This is a genomic window from Pseudoalteromonas sp. P1-9 (assembly GCF_001399975.1).
In the GTDB taxonomy this organism is placed as follows: domain Bacteria; phylum Pseudomonadota; class Gammaproteobacteria; order Enterobacterales; family Alteromonadaceae; genus Pseudoalteromonas.
Genome location: NZ_LKBD01000002.1, coordinates 202,974 through 215,523, shown reverse-complemented (window position 1 = coordinate 215,523; position 12,550 = coordinate 202,974). Strand labels below are relative to the sequence as shown.

Here is a 12,550-nt window from a genome sequence, read left to right as displayed (position 1 = left end):
CTATTTACGTTTTACTTTAATGCCTCTGTTTCTACCCTTAACTTTCATCGTAAATGAATTAAACATGCCGCGAGAAACGATAACTGTCTCACCTTCTTTAACCGTAAAGTAATCAGAGCCAATCTGGTGCCAAACATGGCCATTCTCCAACGTTATCATAAGCTCGCCGTGTGGTTTTTTCTTAACGTCAACTACAACAGAAGTTATTTCATCCGCCTCTTTCTTTACATTTTTATGCTCAAGGCCAAAATCGTCTTTTGCTGTTTGTGGTTTTGCTTTGTTGTTTACTGCTTGCGCAGGTTTAGCTTTTTTATTGTTATTCGCTTTTGCTGCTGTAAGCTCTTTTCCTGCAACAACTTGGTCATAACACTGCAAGCGCTGAAAATCATTTTCGATAAAACTACATGCTTTTAATGCCTGTGTATTAATTTCTTGTGCACTTAGTGGCAAAGTAAGTAGTGAGAATAAAACAATAGATAACTTTTTCATTTTAGTTTTTAGCCTCTTCAGGGTCTGTGTTCTTTTGATAAAATCCTGCTAGCAGTAAGCCTAACTCAAAAAGGGCTAGCATGGGAATAGCCAACAATGTTTGCGATAAAACATCTGGTGGCGTTAAGAACATCGCAACAACAAATGCGCCAACGACAACATAAGGTCGCTTTTCTTTTAGTTTTTCTTTTGTTGTCGCACCGCTCCAACACAGCAGCATAATTGCGACAGGAATTTCAAATGCAATACCAAACGCGAAGAATAGCTTTAAGACAAAGCTCAAATAACTGCTGATATCGGGTGTAATGGTCATTACTTCAGGGCCAATACCAGTGAAGAATCCTAATACAATCGGCATTACAAGGTAATAACAAAAGGCAATGCCGCCATAAAATAAAATTACTGAGGCTGCCAGGATTGGAATTAGCGCGCGCTTTTCATTTTGATACAAGCCGGGCGCAATAAACCCCCAAATTTGATGCAAAATAAACGGGAAGGCTAAAAACAACGCAGCGAACAATGTGAGCTTGAATGGCGCAAAAAACGGCGCCGTAACATCGGTTGCGATCATGCTCGCATTTTCGGGTAAGTGTGAAATAAGCGGTGTTGCGACAAATTCATAAATATCATTAGCAAAATAAACCAATGCTAAAAATATTAACAAAATGGATGCGAGTGCTCGCATTAGTCGGTTGCGTAATTCTACTAGGTGACTAATAAAGGTTGGCGCTGGTTCAGCGTTACTTTGGTTGTTGGTCATTATTGCTGTTCTGCGCTTGCTCTGTATTTTGTTTGGTATTTTTGTAACTGTGAGTTACCGATTGCGCCGCTTCTGAAAGTTCAGTAACCGAGCGTTTTAGCTCTGGCGACAGGTTATCCATACCTTGTTGTTCTGCTTTCTTTAAGTTTTGGTGCAATTCATGAACGCGCAGTTCTTCATTAATTTCAGCCTGTACATTTGTTGCCATTTGTTTGACCGTTTTTATCCAGCGTGCAACTGAGCGTACCGCAGTGGGTAAGCGTTCAGGGCCGAGTACAATTAGACCTACAACTAAAACAACAAATAGCTCCCAAAAGCCCATTATTTAAACCTTATCGTGCTTTTTTTCGCTGTCGGTAACTTTATCGCTTTCGCTTTTGTTTTGAATTGCGTCAGATTGTTTGTCTTCATCTGATACTGCTTTTTTAAACCCTTTAACAGCGCCACCTAAATCACTACCAATACCACGCAGTTTTTTAGTACCAAACAGTAATACGATAATTGCCAAGATAATAAGTAGCTGCCAAATGCTAATACCACCAATACCCATAATATGTTCTCCAAATCAGTAGATGGTTAAATTATACCTAATGATTGCCTGAATGTCGCAAAGCTCGCCAAGCGCTCACTGTTGCAGCCGTAAACAGTGCAGCAGCAGGAATAATGAAATTAGTAACAAAAAATACTGTGCCAGTTAATGTGAATGTCATGGCAAATATTGCCCAGACTATAGCACGATTAGATTGTTGTATTGTGACGTTTGCACTCGAATTAGTGTGTTGTTTAAGTGCTTTGTAGAGTAAATCTGGCATTTCAGGCAGTTTTTCACCCCAAAATGGCAGATTTTCTTTAATTTGTGATAATACCGCTTTCGGGCCAATTTGCTGTTTTACCCATTCTTCTAAGAATGGTTTGGCGGTTTTCCAAAGATCAAGTTGCGGATAAAGCTGACGGCCCAGCCCTTCAATATAAAGTAAGGTTTTTTGCAGTAACACAAGCTGTGGCTGCACTTCCATATTAAAGCGTCTAGCGGTATTAAACAGGTTTACCAGCACTTGGCCAAATGATATTTCGGCTAGAGGTTTTTGGAATATAGGTTCGCAAACTGTGCGAATTGCAAACTCAAACTCTTCAACATTTGTATCGGCCGGCACCCAGCCTGAATCAACATGTAGCTCTGCAACTTTGCGATAGTCGCGGTTAAAGAATGCAATAAAGTTTTCGGCTAGATAGCGTTTATCTTCTTTATTGAGCGTACCGACGATACCGCAGTCTATACCAATATACATTGGATTTTCAGGGTGCTCTCGCGATACAAAAATATTGCCAGGGTGCATATCAGCATGGAAAAAGCTGTCGCGGAACACTTGGGTAAAGAAGACTTCAACACCGCGTTCGGCAAGTAGCTGTAAATTAGTGTTTTGTGCTTCTAGCGCTTCAATATCTGATACTGGAATGCCATAAATGCGTTCCATAACAAGCACATTTTTGCGGCTTAAGTCGCTATAAACGTACGGAATATAAAGACTATCTGAATCTTCAAAATTACGTTTAAGCTGAATCGCATTCGCCCCTTCACGCTGTAAGTCGAGTTCATCTAACAAGGTTTTGCGATACTCGTTAATGACTTCCACAGGGCGCAATCGTTTGCCATCAGGCATAAATTGACTGACTAATTTGGCCAGTTGCGTCATTAGCTTAAGATCAGAGTAAATGGCGTCTTCAATGTCAGGGCGAATAACTTTAATCACAACTTCGTGTAATTCATCTACGTGTTTTAGTTGTGCAGTATGAACTTGTGCAATAGATGCTGACGCCAGAGGTGTTTGTTCAAACTGTTCAAATAGCTGATGAATATCATCAAGTTCTAGTGCTTGTTCAATTAACTGTTGCGCTTGTTTGCCGTCGAATGGCGCGACATTATCTTGTAATAAACTAAGCTCTTTCGCGATATCAGGTGGTAATAGATCACGACGAGTTGATAGCATTTGGCCAAATTTAACCCATACAGGCCCCAATGACTCAAGGGCTAAACGCAAACGCTGACCGACACTTTTATCTTTGTGTTTATTGCCAAGCCAAAAAAAACAACTGCGCGCGAGTTTGCCATACCAAGGAAACAGGTGTGCCGGAATTAGTTCATCTAAACCATAGTTAAGAAAGGTTTTAATAATTTTATAAGCACGTGAAAAATGCACTAATTGAGCCCTTAAATTGCGTTACAAAGCTTATCTACGCGCTGCTCTAATTGCGCTAAACTTTGCTGTAATGAGCGACACTGCTGTTTAAATAATTGCGCTTCCAGTGGGTGAATAGACACTTTTAACTCATCTTGCAGTAAGCTGGTAAACGTTGTCTGTGATACCGCGCTTTGCTTTTTTGCGTTACTAATCGCGTGTTTAATGCCATTAACTAGCGTGTATGCCAGGCCATCGCCTAAATACGATGACAAATTATCAGCCCAGTCGATGTTCAGCGCGTTAAATGCTTTGCTATATTGTTGGGCTAGGTTTAAATCACCTTCAAGGTCGAGTCTACCGCTGCGAATTAGTTGGGTTACTTTTTCTGGCTGTTTGAGTTCAAGCAAGGTGCTTAAATCTGCGCGAATGAGGCAGTCGCTTTGGCTATCGCCTTTTGGTAAAACATGAAAGCGTTGACCATCAAACAACAGCCTAATAAATAACGAAATATCGGTAACGTCGATGGTAAGCTGTTTACGCGTTGCTGCATGTAACTCGGAGACAAACTGCCCATCAAGCTTGGTTAGTTGATTAAGCAGTTGCTCTATTGCGGCAGAAATTAGGCTCGACACCATAAGCTTAGAATTTAAACCCTTTATGAAGTGCCACAATACCACCGGTTAAGTTTTCGTAGCTAGTCATTTCAAAACCCACATCTTCCATCATTTGTTTAAGCGTTTCTTGATCTGGGTGCATGCGAATCGACTCAGCTAAATAGCGATATGATTCAGCATCGTTCGCAACTAACTTGCCCATATTCGGTAATAGGTTAAACGAGTAGAAATCGTAGGCTTTACTGAGTGGTTCGTGAATTGGCTTTGAAAACTCTAATACAAGCAAACGACCACCTGGCTTTAATACACGCTGCATTGACGCCAGAGCTTTGCTTTTATCGGTTACATTGCGAAGGCCAAAGGCAATTGTAATAAGGTCAAAGGTGTTGTCTGGAAATGGTAACGCTTCTGCGTTCATTTGCACGTATTCAATGTTGCCTACTTTACCTAGGTTACGTAGTTTTTCGCGACCGACTTTAAGCATTGAGTCGTTAATATCGCCTAATACTACTTGCCCTTCAGGACCAACGATATCGCTAAAACGCGCCGTTAAATCACCGGTGCCACCGGCTAAGTCAAGAATTGTTTGGCCAGTGCGAGCGCCCGAGCAAGCAATTGTGTGGCGTTTCCATAAACGGTGAATACCAAACGACATTAAATCGTTCATTACATCATATTTAGCTGCAACAGAATGGAATACATCGGCGACTAGGCCTTGCTTTTCTTCTCGTGCAACAGATTTGTAACCAAAGTCAGTTTGCTCGTCGTGTGGCTTCATTTTCAATCCTATGATTATTAACGCCCATAGTTTACTCGAATGGAATAAGAAATGACAATCATCAGCGTGCCTTAGCGCTTAAATTGGGCACTTTTATTGATCTCACACTAAACTGAAATAATAAAATAAAAATTAGTCAAAACAATCGATGACCCTGAAAACTTATTTTAATGTGATTATTGCTTTCATTATGGTCTCACTTTTTATTGTGATAACCAGTTTTACCGTGAGCAATAGCAAAGCATTTATGAAAAACCAGCTTGCTGAGCAAACTGAATTGTTGGGGTTAACGTTAGTGCAAAGTATTTCGCAGTCAGCGAATGCTAATCACCAGTTATTGACGGAGCAGGTTTCGCAGTTTAGCCGCTTACATCAATATGCTTATATTAGAGTTCAGCACCTTGATAAAACTTTTATAGAAAAGCGAGCAACGCAGCCATCGGCTATGCCGAAGTGGCTTGCGAATTACCTGTCTGTTTCTAGTCCATTGTTTCAACAAAGTTTCGCACTTGCGGAGCAAGAATACATGGTGCAATTGCAGCTACAGGCTTCGCCCGCGAATAACTATATCTATGGCTCATTTAAAGATGTGTGTGCGGTATTTACGTTTTTTATCTGTTTTGCTTGGTTTATTTTACACATTGCAATTCGCGCGCTAAAAGCCCCGATCGATGCTTTGCATCAACACACCAATAAACTTGCTAATAAAGAGTTTACCGAGGCACCTGAGATACAAAGTGTGTCTGAAATGAATGCGTTAATGTCGAGCCATAATCGCATGACAAATCAAGTGAAAGAATTGGTGAACGAGCTAACTCAGCGCTTGGAACATGCTAAAAACGCGTTGTACAGAGATGAGCTGACTCAACTCGGTAATCGCCGTTTGTTTTGCGCGCAATTTGAACAATTACTTAGTGATGAGAAAAACCAAAGCGGAGCACTTATATTAGTGCGCTTAAGTGAGTGGGAAACGGTGCGTCGTAAAGAGGGGTTTTCTGTAGCGCGGTCCTTTTTAGAAGATGTGATATACACATTGCAAACACATTCAAAGCAAGGTGTTAACGCGCGAATTTTTCGCTTAAACGATAATGAATTTGCGTGTGTTTTACAGCATGTTACACGAGACGAGCTAGTAAACGTTTTGAGCGATATGGCGTCGCACTTGGCTCGTTTACAAGGGCAATACCAGCAAAAGAAAGAAGTATTAGTGGGTGCTGTGTTATGGCAAAGCGGTGAGGCAATGCCTGAGGTTATGAAAGCGGCAGATGAAGCCGTATTAATCGCTGCGAAAGAACGCAGAAAATATCATTTATATGAACCGTCTCAACACATGAAAAAAGTATCTGATATGCTGGCGACACGTGAGCGTGTTTTAATGGCAATTAGTGAATCAACACTGGGCTTATCGCAGCATAGCGTGATGATGTCAGATCAAGTTAGTTTAATGTTTTCAGAAGTACTCACGAAAATCACCTTCCAAGATGAAGTGATCCCTACTTTATTGTTGCAATCAAAAGCCGAGCAATTTTCAGCAAGTGGCGAACTCGATAAGCGTATTTTTAATTTGATTAGAAGCTGGTATGTAAAAGGGCAGCTAGACTTGCCTGTGAGTATTAATGTATCGGTTCACAGTGTATTAGACGATACTTTTTATGCTTGGTTGACAGAACAAGCACATCAATTCGCTGATTTGTTTACATCAATAATTTGGGAATTTGATGAACAAATGCTGTCGCAAAGCCAGCTTGCGCCGCAGGTAATTTCTAAGTTACATAAATTGGGTTCTAAAGTTGCGATTGACCACTTTGGAACCGGAGACAATACATTACTCGCATTGAGAAAGTGGCCTGTTGATATTGTTAAGCTTGATGGTAGTTTTATTCGTGAGTTAGAGCAAAAACAAGATTCTTGGTACTTTCTTGAGAATATTATTAAATTGGCGCACAGCTTAGGAGTTGTTGTGGTATGCGAACAGCTTGAATCTGAAGAACAGGTCAAATGGGCGCAGCAGTTAGGTAGCGATGGCTTTCAAGGTTTTAAGCTCGCACTACCTCACGCGATTGGGTAACAACGCCCGTAATCATAACGCTGATTTTAAGTTAAATAGCCTACAACTATAAAACCTAATGAGTATTATAAAATACGTTATTTTTACCTTGAAGTTTGGCTCTTGCGACTGAATGTCTGGCGCTTGCCGTTAACTGCTTTAGATCTTGCTCTTTTTCTTTCATCTCGCTAATACCTAATGAGACGGTTAATGTCGGTAAGCGCTTACCACTGCGAGAGCTTATGAATTTTAGCTTTTCTACGCCAGAGCGCATACGCTCCGCGATTTCTTTTGCTGTTTGTACGTTAACGTCAGGCAGTAAAATCATAAATTCTTTGCCTTTAGTGCGCACAGGCAAGCCACTGTCTTGAACGTACGAACGAATTTTTTTGGCGACTTTACCAATTACAACATCACCTACCGCTTGACCATACTTCTCATTAAAGTCATTAAAGTCATCAATATCAATTGCTATGGCGCATAGCGATTTACCTTGTTCTACCCAAACCGCAGCTTTGTCTACCATATAAGTTTCTTTATATAGGCCGGTTAGCGGGTCAACATGGCGATGCTTTTCAATTTGTTGCAGTTGTTGCTGGCAATTTTTAAGCTCTTGTCTCGCTTGTAATAATGATTCATGCACGTGTTGTTGCGAACCTTTTAGCTCATAGCTCGCATCAATTAAGTCAGCAATAAGCTGTTTTGCTTCACTGATATCTGCATCGTCAATGGCAACTAAACTGCTATCCAATGTGGCGATATATTTGTTGACGCTATCACTACTTTTTTCAACTGAATTATCCATAATATCAATTGTTTCTGACACACCTTTAACAAGCTGCTTCTGGCTTGAATCGTGTTCAGATAAATAGCGGCTAAATAGGTTTTCTAGGGTGTAACTATCCAATTTTTCGTCGGCAGCAAGCAGTGCTTCAATTTCTTCGCACAGCGCATCATGAGATTTAGAGATATAGCTATAGATCGTATGATAATTGATCGGAATTGGTGGTAAGTTATACCTTTCTAAAAACCAGCAAACCTCCGTCATTTTTTGCTGTGCTTGTGCCATGGAATCATGGTACTTCATAAAATCCCAACCTCAGTGGTTAATTACTGCTTAAATATTCACCCTAAATTACTAGCAACCTTCATCCCTTGAAGTCCAAAGTAATTAGAAAACAATTTTTATCTTTTGGGAATAGGAAAAGTCTATTAATTATTAAAAAAAATCGCTTTTATTTAGCTTAAATTTAACTAGTGGCACTATGTGATTTTGGCGAGATGAGCCCAAAGGTGTGTAATTGCTGTATTTACTATATTGATTTTGTTGGGTTTAAGTGTATTTGAATTAAGTAATTTATGATTTTTTGCAATTATTTACTTACTTGGTCGCAAATTGGTTGAGATTAAAAATTGAATTTGCGTATGCTGAGTCAACTTTCTATTTTGGTTATTGTTTATGAAACCGTTCAATTTATCCTTAATTGCGCTGACATTATCTAGTACTTTATTGGTAGGCTGCCAATCAACTCCAAACATCACTTCGCCTAGTTCAACAAGTGTGCAAGCGCAGAGCGTGAGTGTTTTTGAAAACGTCGCGAATGACATTGTGGCATATCGTAAAAGTGTTGACCCGTATCAGCAAAAAGAGGGGATTAACGGTTATTTTCTACCAAATTTATCGCCTGAGTTTTTAGCTAATAATCACGCCAAGAATGTAGCGTTTCTAACACAATTAAACGCTATTGATGTGAGCGCGTTAGATGAACAAAACCGAATTAATCATGCGATTATTGTTTCTCAAGTACAAAACACGGTAGATGAGTATGACTTTAATGCACACTATATGCCGTTAACCTCTGAGTTTGGTTTTCACTCTGCATTGTCATTTATGGTATCGCGCAGCAGCTTTAAAACTGTTGAAGATTATCAGCTTTACTTAAAACGCCTTGCAGATGTACCGCGTTATTTTGAGCAGAATATAGCGTGGATGAAAAAGGGGGTTGCGATAGGACTAACTCAGCCAAAACCAGTGCTGTTAGGTTATGAGGACTCAATTAATGCGTTTATTGTAAAAAGCCCAGAACATTCGGAGTTCTATAAGCCATTTAAAAACAAGCCAGAGCACATTTCTGACGCTGATTTTGCAAAACTTAAAAAGCAAGCGCAATCGATTATAAGCAACAGCGTGATTCCATCGTATCAAAGTTATTTATCTTTCTTCGAAACCGAATATGCGCCGAATGCACGTGCCGAAATTGGTATTTCAACCACACCAAACGGCAGTGAGTTTTATCAAAATCGTGTTAAGCATTACACCACAACTGATATGACTGCCGAGCAGGTACACCAGCTGGGTTTAGCTGAAGTGAAGCGGGTTCGAGAAGAAATGCAGCAAATCATTGACTCAACAGGTTTTAAAGGTAGTTTTGCTGAGTTTGTGCAATTTTTACGAACTGATCCGCAATTTTACGCTAAATCGGCTGAGCAACTATTAAAAGAAGCTTCGTTTATAGCGAAAAAAGCAGATGCGCAGTTACCTAAATTTTTTAAATTGCTACCACGCACACCTTATGGCGTAGCGCCTGTACCAGACTCAATCGCGCCTAAATATACAACAGGTCGTTATGTCGGAGCGAACAAAGACACTGCGCCAGGATATTATTGGGTAAATACATATGGCTTAGATAAGCGTCCGCTTTATGTGTTAGAAGCATTAACATTGCACGAAGCTGTGCCGGGTCATCATCTACAAATATCACTCAATAAAGAATTAGAAAATGTGCCGGGTTATCGTCGTAGTCACTATATTTCAGCATTTGGCGAGGGATGGGGCTTATACTCTGAATACCTCGGCAAAGAAATGGGTTTTTACCAAGATGCCTACAGTGATTTTGGCCGTTTAACCTATGAAATGTGGCGTGCGGCACGCTTAGTTGTCGATACTGGTATGCATATGTTTGGTTGGAGCCGTGAGCGCGCAATGACCTTTATGCAGGATAACTCTGCGCTTTCGTTACACAATATTAAAACTGAAACAGATCGTTATATTTCGTGGCCTGGACAGGCGTTATCATACAAAATTGGAGAGCTAACCATTAAGCGCTTACGTAAAAAGACAGAGCAAGCGTTAGGTGCCGAGTTTGATATTAGAGAATTCCACTTTCAAATTTTGAAAAATGGTTCACTTCCACTGAATTTACTCGAAGAACAGATTGACGCATACATCGAAACGGCGAAAAAAGCGTAAGGGTGCATTGCTAAAATAAAGGCTGCTCCAAAGTCCCATGATTCTTATATTCGTGAGATGGTTTCGAAGCAGCCTACATAGCCCCCGACCTGTTATCGTGGTAGCTTCGCAATCATAGGAATGCTCCCTTAGACCGATAGCTTTGCGTCGTCAGCTTTCGCTAAGTTTGCCTTTGTCGAACTTAACAGTTCAAATTAAGTCTAGAACGGGTTTCATTATTTTGCCTATCAATTTGCTGTTTTTTTACTGCAATCTAAACTGAGATATTTTCACGTACTGCTTGCTCCACTTATTAGATGACGCTACAGTGCGTATCATTAGTAAAATAAATAATATTTATCATGAACTTAGTTATAAAGAAAATTCTAGTAGCTATTCGGCGCCATATTCACTACGTAAGTTGGACGTCGGTTGTTTCTTTGGTGGCAGCACATATGCTCTTAACTTGGGTGTGTTTATTTGCAGCGAAAGAAACAGAGTTATTAGCGATAAATCAATTTATTTATTACTACATAGTAACCACTTCGACAGTTGGATATGGTGATCTAAGTCCCAGCTCCGATTGGGGAAAACTATTTGTAGCCTTGGTGCAAATTCCTATTGGGTTAGCACTATTTGGTGTGGTGTTAGGTAAAGTTGGACAAAGTATTACGGGGTTAATCAAGGCATCTATGACGGGCGATAAAGATTATTCAGGGCAAAGCGAACATATTCTAATTTTTGGTTATCATCCTTCGCGCACACGTAAGATGATTAATTATATTTTGGCTGATAATAAGCGCCTTGAGCGACGAATTTTATTGGCCGTTGACGAGCAAATGACGCATCCGTTTTCAGATAACCCACATGTGGATTTTGTTCGCCTTTCAAGTTTCACTGATGTTGATGAACTTAAACGTGTGGCAATTGATGGTGCTGATAAAGTAATCGTTGATGGCAACGATGATGATCATACGTTTACTACAGCGTTGAAAATCAGTCGCTTAGTGCATTCATCTTGTCATATCAGCGCGTACTTTCTTGATGAAAGTAAAAGTGAGATGTTGCGAGAACACTGTAAAAACGTCGAATCTACGAGTTCGAAGTCGGTAGAAATTTTGGTTCGCTCGATGCAAGATCCAGGTTCAAGTCGTATTCAAGAAGAGCTGCTTTCAACGTTACATGGCGATACTCAGTTTAGTTTGGAAGTCGGTGACATTAAGCAAAATGTTAAATTTGAAGTGTTATTTTTCCACTTTAAAAAGCAGTTTGATGCGACCATTTTAGGTGTAGCGCATAACCGCATCGGTGAGGGATTAGACTTGAATCCGCCGCTAGAAATGGAAATAAAACAGGGCGATATTTTGCATTATATGTCAGTTGAGCGAGTGCTCAGTTATGAAGTCGATTGGCAATCGATGTAATTGTGTATTAAACAATGAATAAAAAGGCAACCTAGGTTGCCTTTTTTAGCGAATGCGAAAATGCGGCTCCATATCGACCTCACCAAGATAGTCGATCGTTGCATAGCTAGTATCACATCTTGCGAATGCTAGGTAGTTTTCTTCTAGTTTTCGCGCAAAAGCAAGTTGATAACCATAGCGATTTAATTTATTTAATTCGACTTTTTGGGCAAAACTTAAGTTGCTCCAAAAGGCATTTAAATCACCTTCTCCTTGCCTTCTCTCCGCTGTAGGCTTATTTGTTAAAGCAGACATAATCTTTCGCAATTAAAAGTTAGACAACTTATACTAAACTATTAAAAAGAATACTGTCTAGTCCGATCTGCTTACTTAGTATACTTGTAAATCGTGGTGCAACTTTATGATTGCAGCAGCGAGAAACATGCAAACGTCACTCTGGTAATCAATTCACTCTTTAAACAAACGCTTTGCTTGCTCGTTTGCGTGACTATTTAAGTAAATTGCTAGTGTATTTATCGAGTATATATTGCCACTCAGATTCCCGCACCGGTTGAATTGATAGTCGGCTGCCTTTTTGCACTAAATGCATATCTGCCAATTGATGATCAGCTTTAAGCTTAGTGAGTGAAATAATACGTAACTTTTCAACGAATTCTAATGTGACACTTATCCATCTTGGGTTATCGGGTGTTGCTTTAGCATCAAAGTATTTTGATTGCGCATCGAATTGAGAAGGATCGGCAAAGGCTGTTTTAATTACCTTAGCAATGCCAACAATGCCAGGTTGTTTACAGCTAGAGTGATAGATAAATACGAGGTCGCCTAACGCCACTTGGTCGCGTAGAAAGTTACGTGCTTGATAGTTGCGAATACCATCCCAAATCTCGTCATTTTTTGCTTTTAAATCGTCGATAGAAAATTCGTCAGGCTCTGTTTTAAATAACCAATACTGCATTACCTATTCTCGCTAATGTTAAAGTGACAGGTGTTTGCTATTATAGCAATACTAGGAAATTACGAAATAGTGTT

The 12,550-nt window shown here is 40.0% G+C and carries 13 protein-coding genes and 1 riboswitch; of the genes, 3 read left to right on the top strand and 10 right to left on the bottom strand.

All coding sequences use genetic code 11. The annotated features are described in order from the left end of the window. From AN214_RS02305 to ubiE, 7 genes are read right to left on the bottom strand one after another with little or no spacing between them, the layout of a single operon-like run. Positions 1–489: a type VI secretion system-associated protein TagO gene (locus AN214_RS02305; RefSeq protein WP_054978244.1), complete on the bottom strand. Its 489-nt coding sequence runs from the start codon at positions 487–489 to the stop codon at positions 1–3. A gap of 1 nt (position 490) precedes the next feature. Further along, entirely contained in the window at positions 491–1,249 is a 759-nt protein-coding gene (tatC, locus tag AN214_RS02300; RefSeq protein WP_054978243.1) for a twin-arginine translocase subunit TatC, read from the bottom strand. Beyond that, positions 1,230–1,571, bottom strand: coding sequence for a Sec-independent protein translocase protein TatB (gene tatB, locus AN214_RS02295; RefSeq protein WP_054978242.1), 342 nt, complete (start codon positions 1,569–1,571; stop codon positions 1,230–1,232). Before tatB ends, tatC begins: the two co-directional genes overlap by 20 nt. Before the next feature lie 3 nt (positions 1,572–1,574). Next, positions 1,575–1,799 (bottom strand): Sec-independent protein translocase subunit TatA, encoded by a 225-nt coding sequence (gene tatA, locus AN214_RS02290; protein ID WP_010561481.1) that lies wholly within the window; start codon positions 1,797–1,799, stop codon positions 1,575–1,577. Between the two features lie 37 nt (positions 1,800–1,836). Further along, positions 1,837–3,447, bottom strand: coding sequence for a ubiquinone biosynthesis regulatory protein kinase UbiB (gene ubiB, locus AN214_RS02285; protein WP_054978241.1), 1,611 nt, complete (start codon positions 3,445–3,447; stop codon positions 1,837–1,839). Between the two features lie 11 nt (positions 3,448–3,458). Continuing rightward, on the bottom strand, positions 3,459–4,064 hold the full coding sequence (locus tag AN214_RS02280; protein WP_054978240.1) for an SCP2 domain-containing protein: 606 nt from the start codon (positions 4,062–4,064) through the stop codon (positions 3,459–3,461). A 4-nt stretch (positions 4,065–4,068) separates the two neighbouring features. After that, a complete protein-coding gene (ubiE, locus tag AN214_RS02275; protein ID WP_054978239.1) occupies positions 4,069–4,821 on the bottom strand; it encodes a bifunctional demethylmenaquinone methyltransferase/2-methoxy-6-polyprenyl-1,4-benzoquinol methylase UbiE in 753 nt (250 codons plus the stop codon). Positions 4,822–5,068: 247 nt separating this feature from the next. On the opposite strand from ubiE, the gene AN214_RS02270 reads away from it, so the two are divergent. Further along, positions 5,069–6,889, top strand: coding sequence for an EAL domain-containing protein (locus tag AN214_RS02270; RefSeq protein WP_161805653.1), 1,821 nt, complete (start codon positions 5,069–5,071; stop codon positions 6,887–6,889). Between the two features lie 55 nt (positions 6,890–6,944). Here AN214_RS02270 and AN214_RS02265 read toward each other — a convergent pair whose 3' ends face one another. Further along, positions 6,945–7,955 (bottom strand): diguanylate cyclase domain-containing protein, encoded by a 1,011-nt coding sequence (locus AN214_RS02265; RefSeq protein WP_054978237.1) that lies wholly within the window; start codon positions 7,953–7,955, stop codon positions 6,945–6,947. A 372-nt stretch (positions 7,956–8,327) separates the two neighbouring features. On the opposite strand from AN214_RS02265, the gene AN214_RS02260 reads away from it, so the two are divergent. Both AN214_RS02260 and AN214_RS02255 read left to right on the top strand, forming a co-directional pair. After that, complete coding sequence (locus AN214_RS02260; RefSeq protein ID WP_054978236.1) at positions 8,328–10,118, top strand: DUF885 family protein; 1,791 nt, start codon at positions 8,328–8,330, stop codon at positions 10,116–10,118. A gap of 96 nt (positions 10,119–10,214) precedes the next feature. Beyond that, a riboswitch (cyclic di-GMP riboswitch) is annotated at positions 10,215–10,299 on the bottom strand. Positions 10,300–10,459: 160 nt separating this feature from the next. After that, the gene (locus AN214_RS02255; RefSeq protein WP_054978235.1) at positions 10,460–11,521 is read left to right on the top strand and encodes a potassium channel family protein; all 1,062 of its coding nucleotides are present in this window, start codon (positions 10,460–10,462) and stop codon (positions 11,519–11,521) included. A 45-nt stretch (positions 11,522–11,566) separates the two neighbouring features. On the opposite strand, the gene AN214_RS02250 is transcribed toward AN214_RS02255, so the two are convergent. Both AN214_RS02250 and AN214_RS02245 read right to left on the bottom strand, forming a co-directional pair. Continuing rightward, a complete protein-coding gene (locus AN214_RS02250; protein ID WP_010561489.1) occupies positions 11,567–11,815 on the bottom strand; it encodes a hypothetical protein in 249 nt (82 codons plus the stop codon). Positions 11,816–12,008: 193 nt separating this feature from the next. After that, positions 12,009–12,476, bottom strand: coding sequence for an EVE domain-containing protein (locus AN214_RS02245; protein ID WP_054978234.1), 468 nt, complete (start codon positions 12,474–12,476; stop codon positions 12,009–12,011). Between the last annotated feature and the right edge of the window lie 74 nt (positions 12,477–12,550).